This window comes from Rothia sp. P100, assembly GCF_023712425.1.
Classification (GTDB): Bacteria; Actinomycetota; Actinomycetes; order Actinomycetales; family Micrococcaceae; genus Rothia; species Rothia endophytica.
Genome location: NZ_JAMAYG010000002.1, coordinates 411,250 through 438,120, shown reverse-complemented (window position 1 = coordinate 438,120; position 26,871 = coordinate 411,250). Strand labels below are relative to the sequence as shown.

25 protein-coding genes are annotated in these 26,871 nt (G+C 51.7%); 5 read left to right on the top strand and 20 right to left on the bottom strand.

All coding sequences use genetic code 11. The features are described 5' to 3' along the window. Positions 1 to 156: 156 nt before the first annotated feature. From qcrB to ctaE, 4 genes are read right to left on the bottom strand one after another with little or no spacing between them, the layout of a single operon-like run. Positions 157 to 1,821: a cytochrome bc1 complex cytochrome b subunit gene (gene qcrB, locus M3668_RS06895; RefSeq protein ID WP_251380085.1), complete on the bottom strand. Its 1,665-nt coding sequence runs from the start codon at positions 1,819 to 1,821 to the stop codon at positions 157 to 159. Continuing rightward, positions 1,821 to 2,912 (bottom strand): cytochrome bc1 complex Rieske iron-sulfur subunit, encoded by a 1,092-nt coding sequence (gene qcrA, locus M3668_RS06890; RefSeq protein ID WP_251380084.1) that lies wholly within the window; start codon positions 2,910 to 2,912, stop codon positions 1,821 to 1,823. Before qcrA ends, qcrB begins: the two co-directional genes overlap by 1 nt. A gap of 49 nt (positions 2,913 to 2,961) precedes the next feature. Then, positions 2,962 to 3,756, bottom strand: coding sequence for a cytochrome bc1 complex diheme cytochrome c subunit (gene qcrC, locus M3668_RS06885; protein ID WP_251380083.1), 795 nt, complete (start codon positions 3,754 to 3,756; stop codon positions 2,962 to 2,964). A gap of 53 nt (positions 3,757 to 3,809) precedes the next feature. Further along, on the bottom strand, positions 3,810 to 4,448 hold the full coding sequence (gene ctaE, locus M3668_RS06880) for an aa3-type cytochrome oxidase subunit III (protein WP_251380082.1): 639 nt from the start codon (positions 4,446 to 4,448) through the stop codon (positions 3,810 to 3,812). A 204-nt stretch (positions 4,449 to 4,652) separates the two neighbouring features. Between ctaE and trpD the strand changes: the two genes are divergently transcribed. After that, positions 4,653 to 5,699: an anthranilate phosphoribosyltransferase gene (gene trpD / locus M3668_RS06875; RefSeq protein ID WP_251380081.1), complete on the top strand. Its 1,047-nt coding sequence runs from the start codon at positions 4,653 to 4,655 to the stop codon at positions 5,697 to 5,699. A gap of 64 nt (positions 5,700 to 5,763) precedes the next feature. Here the strand turns inward: trpD and M3668_RS06870 are convergent, their stop codons facing one another. Next, positions 5,764 to 6,150, bottom strand: coding sequence for a DUF3054 domain-containing protein (locus M3668_RS06870; RefSeq protein WP_251380080.1), 387 nt, complete (start codon positions 6,148 to 6,150; stop codon positions 5,764 to 5,766). A 205-nt stretch (positions 6,151 to 6,355) separates the two neighbouring features. Between M3668_RS06870 and M3668_RS06865 the strand changes: the two genes are divergently transcribed. The 3 genes from M3668_RS06865 to M3668_RS06855 all read left to right on the top strand — a co-directional run bounded on the left by M3668_RS06865 (position 6,356) and on the right by M3668_RS06855 (position 8,376). Continuing rightward, a complete protein-coding gene (locus tag M3668_RS06865) occupies positions 6,356 to 6,805 on the top strand; it encodes an NfeD family protein (protein WP_251380079.1) in 450 nt (149 codons plus the stop codon). Positions 6,806 to 6,838: 33 nt separating this feature from the next. Continuing rightward, positions 6,839 to 7,930: an SPFH domain-containing protein gene (locus M3668_RS06860; RefSeq protein ID WP_251380170.1), complete on the top strand. Its 1,092-nt coding sequence runs from the start codon at positions 6,839 to 6,841 to the stop codon at positions 7,928 to 7,930. Positions 7,931 to 8,037: 107 nt separating this feature from the next. Continuing rightward, entirely contained in the window at positions 8,038 to 8,376 is a 339-nt protein-coding gene (locus M3668_RS06855) for an RNA polymerase-binding protein RbpA (protein ID WP_251380078.1), read from the top strand. A gap of 79 nt (positions 8,377 to 8,455) precedes the next feature. On the opposite strand, the gene M3668_RS06850 is transcribed toward M3668_RS06855, so the two are convergent. The 15 genes from M3668_RS06850 to M3668_RS06780 form a co-directional block, all read right to left on the bottom strand. Next, on the bottom strand, positions 8,456 to 9,199 hold the full coding sequence (locus tag M3668_RS06850) for a polyprenol monophosphomannose synthase (RefSeq protein ID WP_251380077.1): 744 nt from the start codon (positions 9,197 to 9,199) through the stop codon (positions 8,456 to 8,458). A gap of 84 nt (positions 9,200 to 9,283) precedes the next feature. After that, complete coding sequence (locus tag M3668_RS06845) at positions 9,284 to 10,360, bottom strand: hypothetical protein (RefSeq protein ID WP_251380076.1); 1,077 nt, start codon at positions 10,358 to 10,360, stop codon at positions 9,284 to 9,286. Between the two features lie 32 nt (positions 10,361 to 10,392). After that, positions 10,393 to 13,215 (bottom strand): DEAD/DEAH box helicase, encoded by a 2,823-nt coding sequence (locus M3668_RS06840; protein WP_251380075.1) that lies wholly within the window; start codon positions 13,213 to 13,215, stop codon positions 10,393 to 10,395. Between the two features lie 103 nt (positions 13,216 to 13,318). Then, positions 13,319 to 14,176: a twin-arginine translocase subunit TatC gene (gene tatC / locus M3668_RS06835; protein WP_251380074.1), complete on the bottom strand. Its 858-nt coding sequence runs from the start codon at positions 14,174 to 14,176 to the stop codon at positions 13,319 to 13,321. Positions 14,177 to 14,284: 108 nt separating this feature from the next. Beyond that, on the bottom strand, positions 14,285 to 14,545 hold the full coding sequence (tatA, locus tag M3668_RS06830; protein WP_237202732.1) for a Sec-independent protein translocase subunit TatA: 261 nt from the start codon (positions 14,543 to 14,545) through the stop codon (positions 14,285 to 14,287). Further along, positions 14,535 to 14,861, bottom strand: a complete 327-nt coding sequence (locus tag M3668_RS06825) for a hypothetical protein (protein WP_251380073.1) — start codon at positions 14,859 to 14,861, stop codon at positions 14,535 to 14,537. The genes tatA and M3668_RS06825 overlap by 11 nt, the downstream gene beginning before the upstream one ends. Positions 14,862 to 15,000: 139 nt before the next feature. Further along, a complete protein-coding gene (locus tag M3668_RS06820) occupies positions 15,001 to 16,917 on the bottom strand; it encodes a helix-turn-helix transcriptional regulator (RefSeq protein ID WP_251380072.1) in 1,917 nt (638 codons plus the stop codon). Between the two features lie 61 nt (positions 16,918 to 16,978). Then, positions 16,979 to 17,377 (bottom strand): FKBP-type peptidyl-prolyl cis-trans isomerase, encoded by a 399-nt coding sequence (locus M3668_RS06815; protein ID WP_251380071.1) that lies wholly within the window; start codon positions 17,375 to 17,377, stop codon positions 16,979 to 16,981. Between the two features lie 19 nt (positions 17,378 to 17,396). After that, positions 17,397 to 18,428, bottom strand: a complete 1,032-nt coding sequence (locus M3668_RS06810; RefSeq protein WP_425570014.1) for an FKBP-type peptidyl-prolyl cis-trans isomerase — start codon at positions 18,426 to 18,428, stop codon at positions 17,397 to 17,399. Positions 18,429 to 18,518: 90 nt separating this feature from the next. Next, positions 18,519 to 19,952: a Pup--protein ligase gene (pafA, locus tag M3668_RS06805; RefSeq protein WP_251380069.1), complete on the bottom strand. Its 1,434-nt coding sequence runs from the start codon at positions 19,950 to 19,952 to the stop codon at positions 18,519 to 18,521. A 40-nt stretch (positions 19,953 to 19,992) separates the two neighbouring features. Further along, entirely contained in the window at positions 19,993 to 20,199 is a 207-nt protein-coding gene (locus M3668_RS06800) for a ubiquitin-like protein Pup (RefSeq protein ID WP_251380068.1), read from the bottom strand. A gap of 50 nt (positions 20,200 to 20,249) precedes the next feature. Continuing rightward, entirely contained in the window at positions 20,250 to 21,839 is a 1,590-nt protein-coding gene (gene dop, locus M3668_RS06795) for a depupylase/deamidase Dop (RefSeq protein ID WP_251380067.1), read from the bottom strand. A 2-nt stretch (positions 21,840 to 21,841) separates the two neighbouring features. Next, the gene (gene arc / locus M3668_RS06790; RefSeq protein ID WP_251380066.1) at positions 21,842 to 23,527 is read right to left on the bottom strand and encodes a proteasome ATPase; all 1,686 of its coding nucleotides are present in this window, start codon (positions 23,525 to 23,527) and stop codon (positions 21,842 to 21,844) included. A gap of 84 nt (positions 23,528 to 23,611) precedes the next feature. Further along, the gene (locus tag M3668_RS06785) at positions 23,612 to 24,628 is read right to left on the bottom strand and encodes a tRNA (adenine-N1)-methyltransferase (protein ID WP_251380065.1); all 1,017 of its coding nucleotides are present in this window, start codon (positions 24,626 to 24,628) and stop codon (positions 23,612 to 23,614) included. An 84-nt stretch (positions 24,629 to 24,712) separates the two neighbouring features. Next, entirely contained in the window at positions 24,713 to 25,846 is a 1,134-nt protein-coding gene (locus tag M3668_RS06780; RefSeq protein ID WP_251380064.1) for a site-2 protease family protein, read from the bottom strand. 85 nt (positions 25,847 to 25,931) lie between these two features. Between M3668_RS06780 and M3668_RS06775 the strand changes: the two genes are divergently transcribed. Beyond that, a complete protein-coding gene (locus M3668_RS06775; RefSeq protein ID WP_251380063.1) occupies positions 25,932 to 26,822 on the top strand; it encodes a PAC2 family protein in 891 nt (296 codons plus the stop codon). Positions 26,823 to 26,871: the final 49 nt, after the last annotated feature.

Sequence of the window (26,871 nt, the reverse complement as noted above, 5' to 3'; positions counted from 1 at the left end):
CTCAGGACAGCTCAGGACAGCTCAGGAAGAGCCAATCACGGGCGGGGCAGGGTTCTTATAATCAACACACCTAATTCCCACCAAAATAGTTAACATTTTTAAAACAAATGCGGGGCACCTCCGTGAGGTGCCCCGCATCTAGCTACAACCGCTTATTTACTTTTCAAGAGAAGCTGAAACGCTACCCTCAACAGCGTTGTCACTGTGGTGATCATGGTGAGCTGCTTCGAGCTCAGCAGGAGTCACAGCTACAACGCGATCTTCAAACCAAATCTTTGAAAGACCAGCTCGAATTTTCTCGATGGGATTGACCTTACCCTTCTTGTTCGGCTGAGCCGGGAGGGGAGCGGGCGACTCGAAATCGACGAGAGCGTAACGACGGTATTCATCAACAGGCTTGTGAACTTCGATGAATTCACCGTGTGGCAGCTGCACCACATTACCGGTCTCAATACCGTGAAGAACCAGTTCACGATCCTTACGCTGCAGTGCCAAACAAATACGCTGAGTAATGTAGAAGCCGATGAGAGGACCGACCAGGAAGCTTGCGCGTAGCGCGTAAGCAACATCGTTCAACGAAACGTGGAAGTGTGTTGCAATAAGGTCTGAGCTCGCTGCAATCATAAGGGTTGCGTAACCGATGATACCTGCAACGCCTACGCCTGTGCGGAAAGGAGCGTTTCGAGGACGATCGAGAACGTTATGAACTCGGTTGTCCTTAGTAACCCACCGCTCAATCCAAGGCCAGAAGACCATAGCCATTATGACGCTGCCCGCCATGAGAGCGAAGGGGAGCAGAACGCTAAGCACCCAGGTTCCACCCAGGAATTCAAATTCCCAAGGGAAGGGCCATACGCCAGGCCACAAACGCAGTGCACCATCACCGAATCCTACGTACCAGTCGGGCTGGGTACCAGCCTGAACAGGGGAGGGATCGTAGGGTCCGTAGTTCCACAATGCATTGATAGTAAAGGTTGCACTAAGGAGCGCAATAATACCGAAGACAATGAAGAAGAAGCCACCGGCTTTAGCTGCATATACGGGACCAACGGGGAAGCCAACCACATTGTTCTCAGTACGGCCTGGGCCAGGGTACTGAGTGTGCTTGTGGATGACCACCATGAACATGTGAATAGCAACTAGCAGAAGCAGGATTGCGGGGATCACCATGATGTGAAGGCTGTAGAGACGGCTAATGATTGCGGAGCCGGGGAATTCACCACCGAAGAAGAACAGTGAAATGTAGGTACCTATGAGCGGAATCGACTTGAAGATACCGTCGATAATACGAAGACCGTTGCCTGACAAAACGTCATCGGGAAGCGAGTAGCCAGTAAAACCAGCAAGAATGCCAACAATCATCAGCGTTGCACCAACAACCCAGTTGAGTTCACGAGGACGGCGGAAAGCGCCGGTGAAGAACACACGCAACATGTGCACGGTCATGGCCATCATGAACATGAGGGCTGCCCAGTGGTGAATTTGGCGCATGAGCAGACCGCCGCGTACATCGAAGGAGATGTCCAGGGCAGATGCGTAAGCACCTGACATGTCTACGCCCTTCATGGGGACGTATGAACCATCGTAGGTCACCGAAACCATGGTGGGGTTGAAGAAGAAGGTCAGAAAGGTTCCTGACAAAATCAAGATGACGAGGCTGTACAGAGCAACTTCACCGAACATGAATGACCAGTGGTCAGGGAAGATCTTACGGCCAAATTCTTTGACGATGCCAGATACGCCTACGCGCTGATCAACGTAGTGAGCAATGCGCCCTGTTGTTGTCTTAGCTTTGTAATCGGACTGCAGTGAGTGCGACATTATGCTTCACCTGCCATTTCTTTAACGTGCTTTGCGCGTTCCCAGTAACCGGGACCGACAGGCTCGTGGAAGTCGCTCTGTGAGACCAGGTAGCCTTCCGAGTCAACTCGGATGGGAAGTTGAGGCAGGGCGTGACCTGCGGGACCAAAAACAACTTCACATTCGTTAGCAGCATCGAAAGTTGACTGGTGACAGGGGCACAGCAGATGGTGGGTGCGCTGCTCATAGAGAGCGATGGGGCAGCCAACGTGGGTGCAGACCTTTGAGTAGGCGATGATGCCGTCTACGTTCCAGTCTTCACGGCCTTCAGAAACGTTGAGTTCGCTGGGATCGAGACGCATCAACAATACAACTGACTTGGCCTTTTCTTCCAAGTACCCATTTTCGTGGGTTAGGGTTGAAAGGGTCTCGGGCAGAACGTGGTAAGCAGATCCAAGGGTTACATCAGCAGCCTTGATAGGAGTACCTGAGGGGTCACGAACGAGACGGACACCTTCGTCCCACATGGTGTACTTGAGTACTGACGGATCAGCAGGGCCCAGATCACGGAAGAGGGTGACAAAAGTCAGGGGAGCGAGGATAACCGAACCGATGAGGGTATTACGCAACAGAGGGCGACGCTTAATACCGGTTTCTTCGATGATAGTTTCCATGATTTCCTGAGCCTCTGCGCGGTCCTCTTCAGAAGTAACCGCGTGACGCTCTTCGACCATCTCATGGTCAGGCATGAGTGACCGTGCCCAATGGACGATGCCGATACCAATACCGAACATCGCGAAAGCGACGCCAAGACCCATGAGCAGGTTCTGCAAACGAAGCATCTTGTTAGGTTCGGGGTTCATGACATCGTAGAAGTTGCCGCTGACCTCGATACCGAAGTATCCAACCCAGAACAGCAGGGAGCCGAGTATTGAGATGACGAATAGTAGAACTACCTGTCGCTCAGCACCTTTGGCTTTTTTAGAATCCACGTCGGTCAGACGTGGAGCGTGCGGGGGAAGCCCCGGATCGGGGAACCTCTCCTGACTTGCCTCTTGAGAGGTAACTACGGCAGAGGTATGAGCCTTTACGCCGTCACTATGGTTTCCCATGTGTTGCCTCAAATCTTCCTTGGTACGAAATTTATGTGTGTGCTAAAGCTTATGCAGCTCGTGATGTGAGCCACAGGGTGAATGCAATGACAATCACGAGACCGAGAGTCCAGATCAAAAGACCTTCAGACACGGGGCCAAGCGAGCCTAGAGCGAAACCACCAACGGGGGTATTTACTTCCTGAGACTTCAGGTAGGTAATCACATCGCGCTTTTCTTCAGGGGTGATGTTTACATCACTGAAAACGGGCATATTCTGAGGCCCGGTTTCCATTGCCTCGTAGATGTGCTTCTCTGATACGCCCATCAGGGTGGGGGCAAACTTACCGCGAGTAAGAGCGCCACCAACGCCAGCAGCGTTATGGCACATAGCGCAGTTTGCTAGGAATACCTTTGCACCGTTAGCTGCATCGCCTTTGGAAACATCGAGGTATTCGTCCTCAGGAATGGTGGGGCCTGCACCGAGTGAAGCTACATAAGCTGAAAGCTGCATCGTCTGCTCGTCGTTGAACTGCCCGGGCTTAAGCTGAGCCTGAACACCCTGCATCTGCATAGGCATACGACCGGTTCCAACCTGGAAATCAACAGCAGCGGCACCAACACCAATGAGTGAGGGGCCGTCTACTGAGCCTTCTGCGTTGGTTCCGTGACAGGTTGCGCAGTTAGATACAAAAAGCTTCTGGCCCTCTGCGATATCTTCAGCGCTGTAGGAGGTGCTTGTTGCAGCCTGGGCTTCGTTAGTAGCTGTGGCAACTGCATAGAGGCCACCGGAGAGAAGCAGAGCAAGGGCAAGCAACACAAGAGCTGCGAGCGGATGGCGCCGCTTTTGAGAAAGTGCCTTCACGTTGTTTGTTCCTTAGTGTGTGCTAGTTATGGATGGTTAATTTAGCGATTGGCTTACTTGAGGAAGTAGACGACCAGGAACAATACGATCCAGATGACGTCAACAAAGTGCCAGTAGTAAGAAACAACGATTGCTGAAGTTGCTTCGTAATGGCCAAAACGCTTGGCAACATACGCGCGGCCAATAATCAGCAGAAACGCGATAAGACCGCCAGTCACGTGGAGGGCGTGGAAGCCGGTGGTGATGTAGAAAGCGGAACCGTAAGCGCTTGAAGCAATAGTCATGCCTTCGGAAACAAGGTTGGCATATTCGTAAGCCTGCACGGATACGAAGAACGCACCCATGATGAAGGTAAGAAGGAACCACTCGATCATTCCCCACTGGCGAATGTCAAAGATGGAACCGGTACGACGGGGCTTTAGCTGTTCAGCTTTAAAAACACCGAACTGACAGGTAACGGAACTCAAGACCAACACGATGGTGTTAGCGAGAGCGAGCGGGACTTCAAGCAGGGGTGTGTTCTCAGCCCAAATATCGGGGCGTGAAGCACGAAGCGTGAAGTACATGGCGAACAGGCCGGCAAAAAACATGAGCTCAGAAGCCAACCAAACCACGGTGCCCACGGCTACCTGGTTTGGTCGATTTAGAGCGGCATGAGCCGACTTACTTGGAGTATGGGTTGCAGTTGTCACATAGACATTATGTCTGTAAAACTCGCCATGAACCAATAGGCGGGGCTGTTTGTCGTGGGGTGTGTTGTAAATCCTGCATAAAATGCCCTATTTGAAAGCGGTGTTACGCAGTTATGTCGAAGCGCACGAAGAAGTCGCCGCTCTCCCTGTCAACAAACCGGGTCATGGGGGAGAGATTACCTATAAGCGCCATAGACTGGGTGAATGCTTAATTCAACAGACCTATCATGGAAACACATACTAAATCGTCTCACCGCCCAACATGATCTCACATCTCATGAAATTTCTTGGGCTATGGATGAGATTATGAGCGGGGCGACACCCGAAGCGATCATTGGTGCATTTCTAGTTGGACTTCATGTTAAGGGTGAAACTCCTCAGGAGCTGCAAGCACTTGCTCAAGGCATGATTGAGAAGGCAGAACCTATTGAGGTGACCTCATCGGCAGTAGATGTTGTAGGCACCGGGGGAGACCAGCAAAACACCGTCAATATTTCAACCATGGCCTCGCTAGTAGTTGCCGGGGCCGGTATTCCTGTCATTAAACACGGAAACAGAGCTTCTTCTTCATCTAGCGGTAGTGCAGACGTTCTTGAAGCACTAGGTGTCAACCTCAACATGAGCATTAAAGATGTTGCTCAAGCTGTATCAGAAGTTGGAATCACTTTCCTCTTTGCTCAGATATTCCACCCTTCCATGAAACATGTGGCCCCCGCACGAAAAGCCCTAGGGGTACCTACTGCATTTAACTACCTTGGCCCCATGACTAACCCTGCACAGGTTAGATCTTCAGCTATTGGTGTCGCAGATCATGAGATGGCTGAACGTATTGCTCAAGTTTTTGCATCAAGAGGGGACCATGCACTCATTGTGCGGGGTTCTGATGGACTGGATGAGATTACAATTACTGGCCCCTCATATGTATGGGAAACTTTCGATGGGGAAGTTACTGCTTACGAACTAAACCCAGAAGATTGTGGTTTTCCCTTAGGTGTGATGGGCGACCTGCGCGGTGGCGATGCAAAACATAACGCTCAAGTAGTACATGAAACTTTGAAGGGGTCCGTGGGTCCTATCATGGACGCTGTGTTACTGAACGCAGCTGCTGCAATTACTGCCTACAGCCCGGTTGAAGGCATAAGTTTCGACCAGCGGTTTGCTGAAGGAATTGGAAGAGCCAGGGAAGCCATTGATAGTGGCAAGGCCCTGCAGGTTCTTGAAAAATGGGTATCTTATAGCGCAAACAAGTAATGGTTGAGAGTTAAGGAAAAAGGGGGTCTTACAACAGCGTAGGACTCCCTTTTTCAGATAACTACTACCGACGACTACGCCCAACGAAAATGATAATGAGTCGCCATCCGACCAAGAAAACAAAAAGCGTCAGGGTAGAAACGATAACGAATGCTGTTGCTGCGGTATCACCAAAGCTGATTCGTAGAGCCATGCCGACGACTAGGGTAATGCTCCAGACAATAATTGCTTCTGCCATCAAGGGGAGGTTTCTCCTGGTATTAATGACCCAGATCAGAATATGGGCAGAAAGTGCAGATGTCAGGAAAGGTGCCGACGCTCTGAGGATATCGCTAAGGTCTTCGCCGTGGCTCATTAGACCGATAGCAATAAATATTAGAACGAGCGCCACGTCGATACACAAACGTAAAAACTGATTTGGAAGCTGTTTGGTTGAAGATGATAGAGGCATATTAATTACTTTAGTCCACTGACATATCCCGGGGTGAGGGGAGCGTTCAAAAACATTACTTTACATAATGTATATTATCGGCGTTTCAGTATAGTCCAGAAATAGCCATATTTCATCTGAACCACGGGTACAATCATAGGTTCTTTTCATCAAGTTCATAGAGAATAGAGAATAGAAATATCCTTAATCTTCACAGGAGGTATACATGATCGAATGGTTCTCGGACAACCTGTGGGCTCTTTGGCTGGCCATTGCAATTATTCTCTGCATTATCGAAATCTTGATGTTGGACTTCGTGTTCCTCATGATGGCTGTTGCTGCCTTGGCTACTGCCGGCAGCTCTGTTTGGGTCGATTCCATTGTGGCTCAGGTTGTCATCTTTGCGGCGGTTAGCATCGCCCTTTTGCTCGGACTAAGGCCGCCGCTCATCAAGAAATTTCATCAAAGTTCACCAGATACTCCGATGAACGCCGATGGTTTGGTGGGCCAGACTGCTTTAGTGATTGAAACAGTAACTTCAACAGCGGGTTTAGCGACGCTTGCCGGTGATACCTGGACCGCCAGGCCCTCTAGCCCCGAAATGGTTATACCCTCTGGCACCAACGCCCGGGTTACGGCCATCAAAGGCGCAACAGCCTACCTAACAGCTCTCTAACCCCCATTTTGTAAGGAAATCCCCTTGTCAATCATTAATCTAACGGTTGCAATCATACTGATTGCCCTCATCATCTTGGTGATTACCGTCTTGCTCAAAGCGGTACGTATCATCCCCCAGGCTCGCGCTGGAATCGTTGAACGTTTGGGTAAATACCACACAACACTGAACCCCGGCTTCCACGTGACAGTTCCCTTTGTTGACCGAGTACTTCCCCTCATCGATTTGCGTGAGCAGGTTGTCTCTTTCCCAGCCCAATCAGTAATTACTGAAGATAATCTCGTCGTAGGTATTGATACTGTCGTCTACTTTCAGGTCACTGATCCCAAAGCAGCAACCTATGAAATCACCAACTACATTCACGCTGTAGATGAACTCACCAGCGCTACTCTCCGTAACGTCGTCGGTGGACTGAACCTTGAAGAAACTCTGACTTCACGAGACAAGATCAACACTGAACTTCGCGGCGTACTTGATACTACGACCGGACGTTGGGGCATCCGCGTTTCCCGCGTTGATATTAAAGAAATTCAGCCTCCACATTCCATTCAGGATTCCATGGAGAAGCAAATGCGCGCTGAACGAGATCGTCGTGCAGCTATCCTTACTGCCGAAGGTCAGAAGCAGTCACAGATTCTAACCGCTGAGGGTGATTCTCGTGCAGCCATTCTGCGTGCTGAAGGTGAAAAGCAGTCTCAGATCCTAACTGCAGAGGGTGACGCTAAATCAGCTATTCTCCGTGCAGACGGTGAAGCGCAGGCCATTCAAAAGGTCTTCCATGCCATTCACTCATCTAATCCCAGCCAGAAACTGCTGACTTACCAGTACCTGCAGACTCTACCCAAGCTTGCTGAAGGCGATGCTAATAAGCTGTGGTTCATCCCCACCGAACTTGGTGACGCTCTGCGCGGCATCGGGAATGCTTTCACCCCTGGCAACCTAGGACCAGACGTAGAGGAACAGACTGACGAATCAGCACCGGTCTCCCCCATCGTTGATACTCCAGTTGTTCGGATTACTGAAGAGGATCTCAACCCTAATCTGGATAAGCTAGATTCAGGAATTGAAATACCTACTGACACTGCAACAGAAACGACTAACGCTCTCGATGATTCGACTCGCTAAAACTGTTCGCCCGGCTATAATTAGAGTTTGGTCTTAAACGGGAATAAACCCGTGCTGCATACCCGTTATGCACTTCAGACATACAGTCATCTTTTTGGAGGAAAATAATGAGCGATCGCAGCCTTCGCGGAATGCGTCTTGGTTCTCAGTCGATGGAAACCGAATCTGGCGTTGAGCCGGCACCTCGCCAGCGCGTGGAGTACCGCACTGAAGATGGCGAACGTCTATTTGTAACCTTCGCTCAGGAAGCTGAAATCCCGGCAACATGGCCCGCTAAGTCAGGCAAGGAAGCCTTCCTTGTCTCTGGAGACGGCAAGGTTGAGGAAAGCAACGAAAAGCCAGTACGTACTCACTGGGATATGCTTCTGGAACGCCGGAGTATCGAGGAATTAGAAGAGACTCTGCAGCAGCGTCTAGATATCTACCGTGAGCGTCACGCCATCTAGAAATCGGTAATTTTATACGTTTGAAGCCCCTTACCTAACAGGTAAGGGGCTTCAAGCTTTCATGGAGAAGCTAAACAGCTTACTTTCTCAGGTTTGAGATTTTGCTCTTTGCTCCTTCAAAACGAGAGGATAGACCCCAGCGTGTCACCTTACTCATGGAGTCAAAAATGATGTTGCCATCCATCTTTGAACTACCAATTTCTCGCTCAATAAACGTAATCGGAACTTCCTCAATCTTTAGGCCGGCTTTTTCTGAACGCCATGCCAGATCTACCTGGAATACGTAGCCTTTTGAGTCGATGCCGTCAAGGTTAAGACGCTGCAGGGCTTCTCGGGTGTAAGCACGATAGCCAGCAGTGATGTCTTTAATTGTGGTGCCCAGAATAAGGCGGGTGTAAAGATTAGCTCCTCGTGAAAGAAGCAGACGATGCGCTGGCCAGTTCTTGGTCTTACCGCCGGGAACATACCTTGACCCAATTGCTAGATCGGCTCCATTCTCAATTGCGCGCAGCAGCAAGGGAAGTTGCTCGGGTTGGTGTGAACAGTCCGCGTCCATTTCTACTAAGACGTCATACCCCTCAGCCAAACCCCAGTCAAAACCTGCTAGATAGGCTCCACCCAAACCGTCCTTAGTGGTGCGGTGTAGCACATGAATCTGTGAATCTGAGGCAGCCATATCATCAGCAAGCTTGCCTGTTCCATCGGGGCTATTGTCATCAACGACGAGAATATCGCAGTCGGGTACAGCAGCACGGAGCCTTTCTACCACACGCGGAAGGTTTTCCTTCTCGTTGTAGGTAGGAATGATCGTCAAGACTCGCATAGTTCTCCTTGGTTAATCCCTTTGGGCGGGCTGCACGGTTTCATCAACCGACTTCTCATTATATAGTTACCGTCGAGCTTTACATTAATCCTTACATAGCTCAGTTGGACCTATGTTTTTAAGAGCTTTACCCTCTAGGTAAACAGATGATAGAACTGGACGATCAACATCAGACGATAGCGCTGGCAACAGCGGTGTTCTGGCCCTGGGGTCGGTACTCCAAGCTGAGATACGCGAGTCCGGAGTCTGCACCATCAGCTCAGTCACATTCCACAGGGCAAAGTTAGCTGGAGCACCCGGTACAAGTTGACCTGCCAAGGGTGAAGATACACCGTTAGCGCGTTGAACGCCACGGGTCAGTGCCTGGAAGGCCGCACGTGCCGAGATTGCCTGATGTTCAGGGGCGTTCACAGCATCGCTGACTAAGTCCCAGCCAAACGCCGCAGTCTTAGCCAAAGGATCAGAGCCCAGGGTAATAGCAGCACCGCTGGATAGAGCTCTCGAGAGGCTATCACCTGCCGAAGTGTAATCTGATGAAAAGCCCAAGGTCACATGGAGGGACCGTGCTAGGTCAATGAGATCATCCTCGAGAGAAAAGATGCCGTCCAGGCGCGGGGCGATTCGCAGACGGTCGAGAGGTTCGAGAGATGAAACTTTGTCTAGAAATACTCTGACAGAGCTGCTGGTAGTGAAAGCTCCTGACACGATCAGTTGATGTTCCACCGCTACGGTTAGCAGGGACAGGTGTTTCAAAGAATCCTCAGTGAAATACACACCTTTGATATTGGTCGGTAGCTCTGAGGGGTTTAGCAGTGCTTCTGCCGAAAGATAAGTGTTAATCTTAAGCTCCGAACCAGCAGCATTCTCGCTCAGAAAATTGTGCTTACTAAAGAGGTTGACTTCCCCATAGCCCTGTGACCGGCAAACGGACAGAAGCGCCTTGGCATCTTCTACCGATGCTACGGACGCTGCAGCTAATGAAAAGGTCGGAACGACAAGTGCTCCCCCTAGTTCGATGCTTTGCATGCTTTCATCAAGAATGGAACGGGCCCCAGCGTCCTGCCCAACCCATTCAACCGCGCCCTCGTTCATTACTAGGGCTGTGGCAAAGGGATCCACGGGGCTATAGACAGAACCATCTAGAAATACTTGAGCAGCCATAAGGCCCTCCTTCAAAGAAAATGTGGAAACGTTTAAATCTGGTCTGCGATAACGCCGCGTCGTAAGAGATTGATGGCTGCTTCACACTGTGTGCGAAGTTGGGGTTCAGCCGTTGATACGTGCGCTATCTGGTCTAGTGAGTCAATGACCTGTTTAGTCCACCGGACAAAATCACCTGCGGCCAGGTCTGTGCCATCAATAGCCGAAGCTAGTGACTGCCCACGAGCCCACTTATAGATCGGCCACACCATGCCAAAGTCAGGTGTAGTAGTCTGAGGCAGTCGGTGAAGTTTCTCAGCATCGGTCAGCTTGCTCCAGTGCTTCACCACTTTCATCAACGCAGGCTCCAACTCTCTGGTGGGATACTTCCGAAGAATGTTCTGCTCATCCCTCTTAGCCTCAAAGACCATGACCGAAATAGCGGCAGCCGTTGCTGCGGGATCCAATTCATCCAAAAAGCCATCTGCCAGGCAAAGGGCGGTCAACAAATCCTTGTCGCCATAGATACGGCGCAAGGTACTCCCCTGCTTAGTAAGCTGGCGGCTCCCCTGCTCAGTTACCTCAACATAGTTATAGGCCGTAAGAAGAGCCGTGATTCGCTCAAAAATTTGAGAAATGGTGTTGGTCCGACGCTCAATCTGCTGACGCAGACCGTCGGTATCACGCGATAATTTATACCAGCGTTCAGCCCACCTGGCATGATGCTCGCGGTCTGAACAGCCATGACAAGGGTGCTGCCTCAGCTGTTTTCTCAGGTTTTCAAGCCGGACTGTCTCACCATCTTCTCGCTCAGTAAAGTATCGCTTTTGAGATTTCTCGCGAGCAGGCAACCCCTGGTACAAGGCCTCCCGCATTCGCGACGCCATATCCCTACGATCTTTAGCTGTCTTCCCAGTGAACCTTTTAGAGACCTTGATTTTTGAGATGGGCAGAAGGGGGCCTTCAAGGTCACGAGAATCAAGCCTGCGTAAATGAGCGTCCATCGTAAGGATGGACGGCTTAGGATCGTCAAAAGACTCAGCTCGTGCCAGCACCACTGCCGGGCCGCTGTTGCGCCCGTGAGGTATATCGATGATATCTCCGGGCATCAGATCAAGCAGCGAAGCACGCGCCTGGGACTGCCGCAACCTATTGCGACCCTTGTCAAGCTTTTTTTCTAGGTCTTTCAGGTCCCTACGGATCCTCGCGTACTCTGTAAAATCACCCAGGTGGCAGGTCATTGCCTCCTCGAAACCGGCTAAAGCACGTTCATTCTTTCTAACCCGTTGCGCAATTCCCACTACAGATTTATCAGCCTGGAACTGGGCAAAGGACGACTCAAGAATTTTTTTGGTACGCTCAGCACCAAATTGAGCCAGCAAATTTGCACTCATATTATAGGTAGGTTTGAAAGAAGAATTCAGTGGATAGGTTCGCTTGGACGCTAAACCTGCAACCTGTTGAGGCTCTAGTCCGGGCCGCCACATCACCACAGCGTGACCTTCAATATCGATTCCCCGGCGCCCCGCTCGGCCAGTCAGTTGAGTGTACTCACCGGGGGTTATATCGACGTGGGTATCGCCATTGAATTTAGTCAGTTTTTCCAGTACCACTGAACGAGCTGGCATATTGATACCCAATGCAAGGGTTTCGGTAGCGAAAACCATACGTACCAGACCTTCAGAAAACAGGGTTTCGACTACCTCTTTAAAAACTGGTAAAAGGCCCGCATGATGAGCAGCAATACCCCGAGTTAACCCCTCACGCCACTCATAAAACCCCAGTACCGCTAAGTCCTTGATATCTAAGGACGCCGTCGCCTCAGCCACATAGGCGCGGATAGTCTGCGCTTCAGCATCGGTAGTAAGCCGCACATCAGCATCAATACACTGGGTTACCGCAGCGTCGCACCCTACCCTGGAAAAAATAAAGCAAATTCCGGGTAGAAGACCGTTCTTATCCAGGGTAGCAATCATCTCCGGCCGGCTCACCCTAGAGCCTCTCGATGGGGCAGAGAAGCCGCTATCGCGCTCGCGACCACGCTGGTATTCCTGGGTACGACGTTGCTTGCCCCGCCCCATGCGGGAGAAGGACTTTTCCTGACGGGCTCGGGAAGGTCGCCCACGCCCAATCCTTAGTAGCTCAGGGTTTACTTCCGGCATCTCGGAAGATTCTGCGGCGTCCTGAACGGTTGTATCACCGTCAAAGAGATCGAGTAGAGACTTGCCCACCATCACGTGCTGCCACAGGGGAACAGGGCGATGTTCAGAAACAATAATGTCAGTTTTCCCGCGCACTGTATCGAGCCAAGCACCAAACTCTTCGGCATTAGAAATAGTCGCGGAAAGAGCAATTACTGAAATATGTTCAGGAAGGTGGATGATGATTTCTTCCCACACAGCACCACGGGAACGGTCAGCCAGGTAGTGGACCTCGTCCATGACAACGTAGCCAAGATTATTCAAGGTGGTTGACTCAGCATAAATCATGTTGCGAAGCACTTCAGTTGTCATGACGACAATGGGAGCCTCAGAATTGATGGAAGTGTCCCCCGTCAGCAGCCCGATATATTCGCTGCCGTACACCTCGACTAAATCGTTGTATTTCTGGTTACTGAGAGCCTTGATGGGGGTGGTGTAGAAAGCTTTTCTCCCTTGTTTCAAAGCGAGATGTATGGCAAATTCACCAACGATTGTTTTACCAGCGCCAGTTGGAGCCGCTACAAGAACTCCCCTGCCCTGTTCAACTGACGAGCAGGCATCACGCTGGAATGGGTCTATCGAAAAATCGAGGGTCTTCTCAAAAACTGAGAGTTCAGTCTTTGAATACTCATTGCGTTTTCTTGCTTCAAAATATTGTTCAGCGTAACTTGCCATACATCCATCCTAGTCGTCAGATGCCCTCTCTCCCGCTGTTTCCTCCTCACCGCGAACAAAGTAAACCCCAGCACCGAATGGTACTGGGGTAAATGGCAGCGCTTTATAAGCGGTTGGTATTGCCCATATGCTGAAGGTCCTCAAAACTGGTAGCTTGGTCCAGCTCGTCCGGGCTGAGCCCACCAGCAAGTTTTGCTTGCTTTTTGGCTCGACGTTTGTCGTTCCAAAGGCAGATCAGAACAGCAACAAAGAAGAAAATGAGCAGAGGAGCCATGAGGTAGAACATGGTCATAATATCTGTGCCCGGAGCAGCCATCGCAGCGAGGAAGGCCACGAGTACAATGACCCAGCGCCACGATTTCTTGATGGTCTTACCGCTCAAAAGACCCATGAAGTTAAGGCCTACGAGAAGGACAGGGAGCACAAAAGCTATGCCGAAGACCAGCATGAATTTGACGACGAAGCCAATATAGACATCAGCTACAACGATATTATCAGTGCCCTCTGGGTTGAACATCAGTAGGGTGCTAATAGCTGTAGGCAGACAAACCCAGGCTAGCCAGATACCGAAGAAAAACATCGGGACCGCGCTGAACACAAAGCTGAGTGCGTATATTTTTTCTCTCTTATACAAAGCGGGAGTGATGAATGCCCACAGCTGATACAGCCATACTGGGCAGGCCAACACAAGACCTATATAGAGTGAAATTCTAACCAACAGGTCAAAGGGGGAAGCTACAGAAGCATAGTTGAGAGTAGCGTTACGGCCCGCTTGTTCATTGATTGCGGTGAAAGGTTCACTAATGGCCTGAATGAAAGGGTCATAGAGGAAAAAACCTGCGATGGCACACAGAAGAGTTGCAAGGGCAGCTTTGATGAGCCGGTTGCGAAATTCACGAAAGTGTTCGCCCAAAGCCATGGTTGCTTGGGGGTTGTTCTTTCGACTGTTTGGTTTAGCCATGCCTACCTTTTATGAGCGGTGTACCTAGAGCCCCAGAACCCCGTGCTCCTAGACAAAGGAGCACGGGTTCAGGGAATCCGAACGCTTGAAATGGAGCGCCGAGGCTGTTTAGTCGGCGCGGTGTGACCCGGTGTTCTGGTCAGTGGATGAAGGATTATTAATAACTTCACCTGAAACCACGCCATCGTTGGTGGTAGTTGATGAAGTATTTTTTTTGCCATCATTCTTGAGGCCATCAACCTCAGATTTGAAGATACGCATGGACTGCCCCAGGCTACGGGCCATACCGGGAAGCTTAGGTGCACCGAAAAGAAGAATAATAATGATGAGGAGAATGAGCAGATGGACGGGGCCGAGGTTACCGAGCACGTTCGTCACCTTTCTGAGATTTACTGAGTAAATCTCCGATGAGTTGGGGCTGACCTAGCTGATCGCGGCGCTTAATACGCCTCTTGGCACGGTCAAGCGTTCGTTGGTGTGCGCCTTGAGTAAATTCGCGGGCTGTAACAGACACCGGTTGAAAAAGTGCCACAGGTTGCGGGCCTCTGACAGCGGTTGACACAGCGGTGTCGCCTAACTGTGAACTAATGAGATTCTCCCATTCTTCAGCAGCTTTGAAAGTAGCTAACCCCTTACGCAGGACGCGCCACAGCAGCCAGGCTAGAAAGGATAGCGAGCTCAACACGAGCACGCTCCATAAAACTATCCAAAACCACCAAGGCATACGACCAATTATATATCCGGTTATGGAGATGCCATGAACATATTGGGCTGTGGACTTGCTTAGAACCGGGCTTATCACGGTTCCTTTAGTTAATTTACGCTCAGCTGTCTTCTTCTCTGCCAGCCAATCTCAGCTGAAAGTGCCGCCGTACGTCGCATGGCTGAAGCAATTGAGCACAGCCCCCTAGAGAGATGATGAGCTCAAATAGCCAGATCTCATTTACTAGCGGCAGCTTATAAAAGTGGTTTCCAGCCTGCTGGGCTATATGAGAGGCATACTGCTCGAGAATCCACTGAGTTTTGGCGCGTGAAGTGGCCGTCAAATGAGCTGGGACGACCAAAGTTGCTTCACGATGAGGCTGATTGACCAGCTGGTGACGCCAGCTGTGAAGGCTGGAGTCTGTATCATCAACAGGCTCAGACTGGAAAGCATCATCAGTGAGTACGTGCACAGCACCGATGCGGTCTAGCCTGAAATGACGTATGTCCTGTGCTGAACGGCACCAAGCACGAAGGTAGCGAGGGCCGTCTCTATTAACTAAGGAGAGAGGCTCAACCGTTCTCTGACTGACCCCGTGATAAGAACTATAGGTAAGTTCCAAGGGAACCTTTGAAGCTATTGCCTCCTGAAACACGCCCACCGTGTCATTTGAGTACACAGAAAACCGGTGACAAAAGTGCTGTGTTTGTACAGAGCTCTCATTGAGCTTGATGGCTAAACTGTCAAGCATTAGCTGTTGCTCAGAACTATGGTTGAGGTTAATGGCTAGTAAAAGTGTTGCGGTCTCTACCGCTGTTAGTGGCGCCCCGCCGGTCATTTCTACTTTTCCATCGACCGTTACCCAGTCATCGCTATCGATGGTGACGAATAGGGCTCCGAAGGTAACGCTTGCAGCAACAGCCTCCAAGTTGGACCGTATTTTAGACGGAGGCAGATCAAAGTAATCAGAAAGATCGGAGAGCGCCATGCCACCGCGGGAACTGATGAGCGAGAGCATGATAAAAGTTCGTGTGAGTTGTTGAGAGGCTGTTTCGCGCTCGCGCTGCGCGCTGACGGGCTTCCACACTAAACCGTGGGGCAGCGCACCTAGTGTTTCTTCAGGTGCTTGGTCAAGAGCAGTACGCAGGTTTCTTTCAGCTTCGATCACAAGGCTCTGCTGACTCCGATCAACATTAACCGAAGCTAGCTGCTGTTCAGTGAGCTCATGAGTTGCACCGTTGAGAACAGCGTGCTCAGCAGATTCTAGCGGTGAGTAAGAGGGTAGCTCCGTGCAGGCTTCCGAAGAATGAATATGTTTGAGCGGCAGAGATGCCACGAGCGGAAGCTCAGCAAAACCGATACGGCTCAATGCCTCTTGCATCGAAAAATCTGGGGGTGCGGGAAAGCTACTGGCAGCAAGGATTTTGGTGCCGGACATACGATCTAGCCGAAAGATACGTTCTGCTCTACGGTCTCTATCCCAGCCATAAACGTACCAGTGCCCAAATCTAAGGCCCAAACCCCAGCAGGATATTTTGCGGACCTGAGCAGAGGTGCCGTACAGGAAGCTCAGACCCTTTTCTTCAGCGGTCGCTTCAAGGCATTCAACGAGACCAATTTCGTCAGAGAACCGAGGGGTATCTCCCAGTAGTTCGCCTATCTTAAGCCCGGCATTAGCTCCCACTTTAAGCATCGCTGATGAAGCGTAGCGCTCAAGGCTCGTGCCCTGCCAAGCCGTGCTGAGATGGGACAAAAGTAAGACATCAATTGGTCCCAGCGTTAGGGAGGGGCGGTCACCGGTCTCAACACGATAGGTAAAGCCTACTTCCGAATGTTGAACACGGTGAGAGATAAGGTCAAGCCCCACCGACCGCAACACATCCTTATCTCTTTCGAACATACGCTCAAAAGCTGCTTCACTGGAAGCTTGTGAGTATTGAGGTACACGGTGGCGAATTTGGTTACGGTCAAGACCATGCGGGGCTGATACCAGCACATCAAGAAGCGTAATAGCGCGTTCAACTGCTTTAGAAGTCATTACTCATTAAAATAGTCCCCGGTTCATAAGAACCGGGGACTAAACACGCTGAGCATTCTAATTACTTGCTGACATCAACTAGGTCAACCACGAAGATGAGAGCTTCATCGGGGCCAATAGCTGCACCAGCGCCACGTGAGCCGTAAGCCATCTCCGAAGGAATCTCCAGACGACGTCGCCCACCAACCTTCATACCTAACAGACCCTCATCCCAGCCCTGGATAACCATTCCAACACCCACCTGGAAACGGAGAGGTTCACCGCGGTTCCATGATGAATCGAATTCTTCACCAGTGGAGAAAGCTACCCCAACATAGTGTGCAGATACCGTGGATCCGCGTTCTACGGTCTCACCCGCGCCCTCAATTTCATCGATAATCACTAGCTCATGGGGAACCCCACCCTCAGGGAAGTCGATTTCGGGCTTACTGCGATCAAGGTTTCGCTGTCCAAATGACATATAAACTCCTTAGGTATTTCTATTCCGAAGCTGAGGCAGTTGCCTCAGGTGACTGCGTACTTTCAGGGTTATCACTGGACTCGGCAGGTGCTGATGAGGTAGCCTCCGCGGTACGAGCCTGTGATGAACCAAGGATATCTACCACGAACACCAGAGCACCTTCGGGAGCACCTGAGTCCGCAGCGTCCTCACCGTAGGCTAGCTCGCTGGGAATCTGAAGCAGGACTCGGGAGCCCACGGTCTTACCCTTCAGGCCTTCCTTCCAGCCTTCAATAACTCCGTTGAGGGAGAAGCTAAGAGGCTGAGTGCTGAAGTTTTCATCAAAAACAGCACCGTCTGACCAGGTGACACCTACATAGTTAGCGTAAACGGTGTCGTTCTCACCAAGGACGGCGCCTTCACCGGTAATAAGATCCTCGGTGTAGAGCTCGGTGGGCGCATCGCCACGGTCCTCCGCCAGCTTGAGGGTAGGTGCACCATCATCACCTACGCTAAATTCTTCCAGAGCTGAAGACTTCTTTTCGTTCTCCACGCCCTCTGCTGATTTCAGGAGCTTGCTGGTGACGGTGTAAACCTCAACGTTGGTTGCGGTTCCTGGAGATACGGTAGGTGTTGCCTCGGCTGTTGAGGTAGACGCCTGATCAATATTGGTGGTGTAGGAGAAAGTAGTTCCTACTTTTGCCCCAGCGAGTATTTCGTAGAGTTCCGGTGCAGCTTCTTTGAGCTGATCAGTGACCGGAATGACCATGGGAGCGTCAGCATAAGTAGTACCAACAGAGCTACCGTCTGCACCGTTGAATACGGTTGCATCAACGAGGATGGTATCTCCATCTACAATCTCATCGCCAGTGCCCTCTTCAACAATGCGGGCTTCGGTACCGGATGCCGCGAAGGGAGTCGCGAAGGAAGCTGAGGGTTGAGCGGTTGCCCCGTTGAGGGAGTAATCAACGTCTTCAAGCTTATCGCCCGAGCCGCCACCGCAAGCACTGAGTAGCAGGGCAAGGACAGCGCTACCAGTAGCGATATATGTCGTTTTCTTTTTCACGTACATCTCTTTCATTGTTGAAGCGCCCGTCGGACGCAGGACTTCTCGCCGTTTATCATAGCTGAGGAAGCTGGGTGCCGGCTATGAGGCCCTTTTCTAGATAAAGGGAGGAGCCCAAACTGTAGATTTCTTTTGCTGTAATTCTTCGATGAGGGAAGCTACCTCTGCGTTTTCCACGGCAAAGGGGTCTTTACACATCACGCTGAGCTGGGGCCGACTATTCAGCTTAAGATGTACCCAGTCTACGGTGAAAGGCTCACCAGCCGCGCGGGCTGCGCTGATAAAACTACCCCTAATACGAGCCCGAGTCGCCGGTGGCTCAATCGCTGCCCGATCAATTTCAGACTCCGATATCACTGTTTTAATGAGACCCTTGCGATTCAGCACATTATAAATCCCGCGGTCAGGGTCAATATCGTGATAGGCAAGGTCGAGTTGCTGGATTTTGGGGTCATCATACCCGCTAGCGCCTCGGCTGATATAGGCATCCAGAAGCTTTTTCTTAATGGCCCAATCAATTTCTGTATCGATACCGCTGCTATCCCCGGTCTCAATGGCTGTCAAAGCTCGATCCCACAGATTTAGGATATAAGGCACATCCTCGTGGTGCGGGCCTTTAGCTTCAACGTACTGACAGGCCGCAGCATGGTAATGACGTTGCATCTCTACAGCGCTTCGCTCGCTACCATCGGCAAGACTAAAACGGGCGCTACCGGTCAAATCGTGCGAGATAACCCGCAGAGCTGTTGCAGCATCTCTGATTTCAAAGTCAGCTAAGGGGTAATAATCTTCAAGCATCCGCAGCACAAGATCAGTAGCACCGACCTTGAGCATAGTGGTTGCCTGAGACATATTCGAATCGCCGTTAATCACGTGCAGACGGCGGTAGAGTGAGGCGTCAGCATGCGGTTCATCACGGGTATTAATCAGGGGGCGGGCACGCGTTGTCGCCGTTGAGGAGCCTTCCCAGATATGGTCGGCACGCTGAGAGAAAGAAAAACTAGGTTCATTCTGAGGTCCCAGCGGACGACCGGACCACTCTGGCGGGCCGGAAGGGTGAGTTTTGCCCGCCCCGACCATAATCTGACGTGTAATCAGAAAAGGGATGAGCGAGCGTACCAGTCTGCTAAATTCCACTTTTCGTTCAAGCATGTAATTTTCATGCGACCCAAAGGAGTTACCCGCTGAATCCACGTTGTTCTTGAAAAGGAAAATCCGCCCGTCGAAGCCTTCAGCTTCGAGGTTATCCTGAGCCTGGTTCACCAAATCGTTGAAGAGGTATTCACCAGCTTTATCGTGAGCGAGTAAATCACGCAGGGTAGCGGTTTCGGCCGTTGCATATTCAGGGTGAGAGCCAACATCAAGATAGAGACGACCGCCATTGGGCAGAAAGATATTGGTGGAGCGCCAACTATCAACCACAGGTTTGAAGAGCTTACGGGCCGCCTCCTCCGGTGCAAGAGGCCCTAGCCCGCGTGGGATATATCTAATCCCAAATTCGGTTTCAACACCAAAAATTCTACGTTCCATTATCGCCCTTCTTTACGTCCTCTTCGATGAGGGCAGTATTTTATTCGCCGCCCTTTTGAACGAATCCCTTGACGAAGTCTTCAGCATTTTCTTCCAGAAGACCGTCAATTTCAGCCAGAATGTCATCGACTTCTGACACTAGGTTCTGATTAACCTCTGCGGTCTGGTGAGAAATTTGAAGCTGACTCTGCTCAAGGGGTGCGCTGGAGCTCATCTGCTGTTGAGCTTGCTGTTGCTGACGTTCCACGGTGGAATCTCCTTATAAGTTCTTACTCTGGATGGTATCGGTTATAAATTTTAGCCGTTGAGGATTTCAAATAACTGGTCAGCATGCTCTAAGCCGAGATGAGGTTCTACCACCTCAGCATTGAAGCCAAGAGGTTCGCCCATCTGTAAGCGGTGCAGGTCCACCGAAAGAGGGTTACGTACTGAAAGCGTATCCCAGTTCGCGCCCACCACCTCGTCCGGCCAGGTAGTGATCAGTTTGCCGCGCAAAAAAGCGCGGGTATCACGCGGTGGGTTGGCAGCGGCCTCAGCAATCTGTGACTCGTCAAAGATGGTGCTAAGCCGCCCCAGAGCGACCAGCTTATGGTAGAGCCCCTTTCCGGGTCGGACATCTGAATACTGCAGATCAATGGCTGCAAGTTTGGGGTCACTCCACTCCAGGCCTTGCTTTATGTAGCCCAGCATCAGTGAATACTTGGCCACCCAGTCGAGGGTGCCAGCCAGTGATAGGGGATCATGTTCGAGCGCGTCCAGAATGTTTTCCCACAGATCCAACACTTCGGCCGTAGCAGTATCTGGGGTTTCTTCCAGGGCTCGAGCAGCCTGTAGGTAACTGCGTTGAATATTCAGCGCAGTCGTCTCTCCCCCGTCAGCTAGGGGCAGTGTGGCTCTTAGGGTGAGGTCATGGCTAACTGTATGCATAGCTGAAACCGGGTCAGCCAGGATAATAACGGGCGCTGCCCCCGCTTCAATGAGATTGAGTACCAGCGACATCGTTCCAAACTTCAGCAGATTAGAAGAGTGCGCCAAATTAGCGTCCCCAGAAATCACGTGAAGTCGCCGATACTTTTCGCTGGATGCGTGCGGTTCATCGCGCGTGTTAACCATGGGGCGGCGAATGGTTGTTTCTAAACCAACGGTTCGTTCAAAGAAGTCCGCCCGCTGGGAAATCTGGAACCCGGCTTTTTCACCAGCTGGGCCGATGCCCACCCGGCCGGCCCCAGTCATGATTTGACGAGTGGCGAAGAAGGGTAAGAGAGCCTGAGTTAGAGCCTCAAAGTCTATATCTCTGGGCAGGAGGTAGTTTTCGTGCGAACCGTAGGACTGGCCCTTACCATCGGTGTTATTTTTATAAAGGTTAACCACTGGCATAGCCGACTGCTCGGTGGCCGCTACGCCTTCAATCGTAGCCACGGTTCGCGCCGCAATATAATCTCCCGCAGCGTCCCACAGGACACAGTCCCGAGGGTTACTGGTCTCGGGAGAGGAGTACTCAGGGTGGGCATGATCCACGTAAAACCGTGCACCGTTGGGCAAAATGGAGTTCATAGTGACAGCATCCCAGTCAATGCGTTCGGCGAAGTGACCGGCCTGACTCAGAGCCTCAGCCGCGATGTCCTCGCTGGTGAGCACCTTAGATTCGTGAGTGAGTTGGCTCCGGTGGGCGTCCTGACGTGCCACGCTAAAGCCGCGGGCATCGTCCAAGGGAGTCTCTGAAGAATACTCCCACTGGGCTTCAACCTGGGCAGCTAGCTCTTGTTTAAAGAGAGTGTCGTAAGTGTTAACAACGAAAGCTGAAAGAACCGTGGGGTTAGCGCTTGGTTTCTGGGGTGCAAAAACCCCGTATTCAGTTTCGGCTCCCATAATGCGTGAAACACCCATTACTAAACCTCGCTCACAGCTTTAGCCGGCGCAACGTTAATGACTCGTTGACGAACGTTGAGAGTGGAGAGAACATCTTCAATTTCAGAAATCTGAGGAACCTCAACCTGGTCTTCAAACTCAACACGGGCAGCCTCCAATAGGTGCTGAGTGGTAATACCTTTGGCCCTGCCGGCTAGGAACGACTTAATCGCTTGCTTCTTGGCGTGATCTACGATATTTCGCACGACAGCGCCCGAGAGGAAATCACCGCGGGTCAGCCAACGGCTCACCCCATTTTCAAGGTTAACGCGAATATAGCGGTTCTTAGGATCAGCAGAAAAGAGTGCCTCAACAACCGTTTCAATCATGGTCTCGATCGCAGCCTGCTTGGAACCGGCACGTGTTACTTCTTCATCATTGATGGGGAGACCCTCGGTGAGATAGAGAGCAAAAATTTCGGTAGCGCCCTTTCGATCAGGGCGGTTGATGCGGATCTTCACATCAAGGCGGCCCGGGCGAAGGACTGCGGGGTCAATCATATCTTCGCGGTTGGTCGCGCCAATGACAATCACGTTGTCTAGGGACTCGACACCGTCAATCTCCGCTAAAAGCTGTGGGACGATTGTTGTCTCAACATCAGAGGACCGGCCGGTGCCACGGGTCCTGAAGAGGGATTCCATCTCATCGAAGAAGACTACCACCGGGTTGCCTGCTTGAGCTTTTTCGCGCGCTGCTGAGAAGATATCGCGAATCTGCCGCTCGGTCTCCCCTACATACTTATCTAAAAGTTCTGGGCCCTTGATATTCAGGAAGTAGCCAGTCTTCTTACTCTTTCCGGAAAGTTCAGCAGCGCGTGTAGCTAACGAGTTGGCCACTGCTTTGGCGATCAAGGTCTTACCGTTGCCGGGCGGGCCATACAGCAAAATGCCTTTGGGAGGAGTCAGTTCGTGCTCTCGGTAGACTTCAGGGTGCAAGAAGGGAAGCTCGACCGCGTCCCTCATCAGAGCAATCTGAGAACTAAGACCACCAATATTTGAATAAGTGATATCGGGGACTTCTTCAAGAACTAGCTCCTGAGCATCAGTAGTTGGAACCAGGGAGGTAACCATTTGCAGCCTGCTGTCATAAGTCACCGAATCCCCCGTCGTCAGGGTATCGGCGTCCAGAGCACCTGAAATACGAGCTACGGCTTTCAGCTGATTAGGCATATCGACCACAACGTGCTCTGTATCGAGCACCTCCCGGATCGTAACAACATCCCCATAACCTTCAAAGCCTAGAGAGAGCACCGCCTGGGTGTTCTCATTGAGCAGGACGGTCATCCCCGGCTTGACCTTAGACAGTGAAAGGAGTGGAGAGGCCGTGATACGCACCAATCGTCCTCCCAGCAGTACGTCAAGGTGCTTCTCAATTTCAGCCGGGGTCTTACCTTCCGCTAAATCCTGATACGTTATGGCGCCATCCTGCACCGATATCACCAGGGCAGAGTTTAGCGGGGGTGCAACATCCTGGGAGAGAGCTAGGCGCAAATGCTCCATCTCGTTTTTGGTTTTCGTCAGAGCATTCACCAGCTTTTGGTTGCGCTCCCCTGCAACCCGTAGCTGACGGTCCATGTTGCGGCGATTATCATTAGCGATATTAAGCTGTCGTAGTATCCTGTCATAGTCCTGCTGCGATACATTTCGTTGCTCATTATTCTCGCTCATGAAACCCCTGCCTTCTCTCTTCTCCACGACCCCGGTAAAAACCTACTGCCCTGCACTCACAGTGAGTACAGGGCAAAGCTCTCGTTACTGTTCGCCCGTCTGAGCCTGTTCGGTTGCCTGAGCAGCTTTCACCGCTAGATTTTGGGCATCGCGCCCAGCACGGCGCAACTTACGATCCGATACATTTCGCTCACCTAGTGATGCCGGAGTCCAAGCATTCATATCTTCTTCCGAAAAGTCAGTCTTGGAAGCTCGGCGCTTGGGAGCTAGCCGCTCCGCACCGTCAGCAAGACGACGAGAAGTAATAAGAAAGCCGGTATGGGCCACCATGCGGTGGTCGGGGCGAACTGCAAGACCTTCTACATGCCAGCCACGCACCATGGTCTCGTGGGACTCAGGCTCGGTGAAACGACCATCAGCTCGCAGGGCTTCAGCCACACGTGAGAGCTGGGTAACGGTAGCAACGTAGCAGATTACTACACCGCCGGGTGCTAACGCTGTAGCTACCGCGTCTAAGCACTCCCAAGGGGCGAGCATATCAAGCACAGCTCGATCTACTGAGCCTGGCTGCTCAACAGAGCCCAGCTCTTCTGCTAAGTCCCCCAGCGTGAGTGACCATGCGGGGTGCTCGCCACCAAAGAAAGTTTCGATGTTTCCTCTGGCAATATCGGCAAATTCTTCACGACGTTCAAAAGAACGCAGGTGTCCATAGTCACCAACCGCACGAAGCAGAGCGATTGATAGAGCCCCAGAGCCAACGCCGGCTTCAATAACGCGGGCCCCAGGGAAGATATCAGCCATCGCTACAATCTGGCCGGCGTCCTTAGGGTAAACGACAGCGGCGCCGCGAGGCATAGACAGTACAAAGTCCTTGTAGAGGGGGCGCAGGGCCTGGAACTTAATGCCCTCAGAGTTCTCGATGACCGTACCCTCAACGTTGCCGATCAACTCGCTGTGGTTAAAGAAACCGCGGTGTGAGTGATAGGCACCGCCTTCAGTGAGGGTGATGGTGGTGATGCGTCCACGCTCGTCAGTAATCTGTACGCGCTCACCAGCGCGGAAGGGGCCTCGGCGGTTGATGCTGCCGGTAGGGGTGGTCATAGGGTTATTATCTTCCGTCAAAAATATGTTTTCTACATTATCTCAGATTGCACCATGTAAGGCACACCAGCGGATATTGCCCGACTAAGCGGGGTGCGGTGGGCGCTTCACAGAGGCAAGAAGCACCTCGGTAATATCCTTATGGCTAATCACGCCAATCGTAGCTCCCCGATCTGTAACCGCCCACAGGGGAGCATTCTGCCGGTAGTGTGCCGGCAATTGATGGTAGCGGTAACCGTTATAAGCATCCATGATGTCTACCGATGATGCTGAACCGGGAATGTAACCAGGAGCAAGGGGGCTAGCTATCGATGTCAATGGCTGGTTGGCTAGACTGAGAGCAGATTGTAGAACGATAGGTTCTACAACAGACGACGGCGAGGCGGCAGATCCATCGTTCAGGAGCAGGTATGACCTTCCGTCCCATCTCGCTAAGACCTCGCCAATCTTTACTTCGGAGTCAAAGTATTGAACGGGTCTCATGAGGGAGACCGCGGTCAACGGATTATGAGGGTTCCTCTCCTGGGAGAGGGTTTTAAGGGACCGAGAAGCGCCACTCCAGAGGAAATAAGCTAACGCCAAGGTAGCTACCACGATCACCGGTGAATTCCACAGCCCTAGGAAGACAACAATTCCAACCATCAGAGCAGTCACTGCAATACCGGTGTAGGAAGTCACACGCATGGCTAGGCTGCGGCTTCTTGAAACGTGTGCCACAGCTGCTTCAAGTGCGTGTCCGCCATCCAACGGATAAGCAGGGATGAGGTTGAAGGCTCCAATCGCCACATTGACCTGGGATGCTATTGAAAAACCCAAGAAATCAGCTGTTCCAGTGAGAGACCACACGAGCTGACAGACTCCGGCCATGAGAAAATTCGCTAGTGGCCCCACTAAAGACACCATGAGCGACGTCATGGGCGTACCGGTACTCATGCTGGTTTGCCCGCCCCAAACTGTCAAGGAGATGGACCTGACCTCTAGCCCCCTTTGAGCACCAACTACCGCATGAGCCAGCTCATGCAAAAAGACACCCATCGCTAGTGTTACTGCCACCACCGCTGCAGCCGTAAACCCATCAGCAACGGTAAGAGCGGGCCAGGCGGAGAGATGAGACCCGTACCCCACAATAAGAAGAATCATGAATATGAACCACGATGCTTTGAGATAAATGGGAGCCCCGCGATAAGAGCCAATCTGCAGTCCCGAATGCTGATTCACTGGTGAGTTACCTTCCCAGGGTTTCGTTTACTTGCTCCATCAGTCTACGGGTGATTGCTGTGGATTTTTGGCGTAGCATATAACGGTGATACACCAGCAAATACCTCAAGACATTCTTGCCCAGATGAGCGCCCGTCAGGGAATCCTAGACGATAAGCCCTTAACTGCACTTCTCATCGCTTTCGAAGGGTGGAATGATGCTGGTGAAGCCTCAACGGAGACCTTGAGGCTGATTTCATCTCACTACGGCGCCTCCCCTCTCCCAGGGTTTGAGACCTCTGATTACTTTAGCTATCTGAACACCCGCCCCATGTTTGAATCCTTCAGCGATGGAACCGGGACGGTTAGATGGCCGACCATCACCTTTTCAGAAGTTAACCTCAAAAGCCCAGAGCGCCGATTACTGATTATCACCGGACCAGAGCCCTCCCTCAGGTGGCAGAGTTTTATTGATAACATCTTCAACTTCTCCCAAGAGCAGGGCGTTGACCTCATCCTGCAATGCGGTGCCCTTCTTGATGAAGTCCCCCACTCTCGCCCCTTTCCGCTCAATATCACCAGTATGAACCCCGATGTTCTCGCCGTTGAAGGAGTGGAGAAAGTAACCTACAGCGGACCTACCGGGATGATTGGGGTCACCGCTCACGAGGCAGCGCAGCGGGGCTTAACCGCCGCATCGCTCTGGGTATCAATCCCCCACTACATTAGCCACCCGCCCCATCCTAAGGCGGTCTTCACCCTCATGAGCGCTCTGGAAAGCATGCTGGGGATCTCGCTACCTGTAGATCAACTGGCTGAAGACATCTTGGCCTGGGAACGAGGGGCTACCGAACTCCTTGAAGAAGAACCCGAGCTACGCTCCTACGTCCAGCAACTCGAAAGCTCCGCCGAGGCTGAGGACGACCTCGCAACCTTTAACCATGTGGATATTGCAGCTGAGTTTGAAAAATTTCTCAAACGCAGAGATGACTCCTAAATTTAGGTGAAACGTTAGGGACGCCGGTGGTTCAACCACCGGCGTCTCT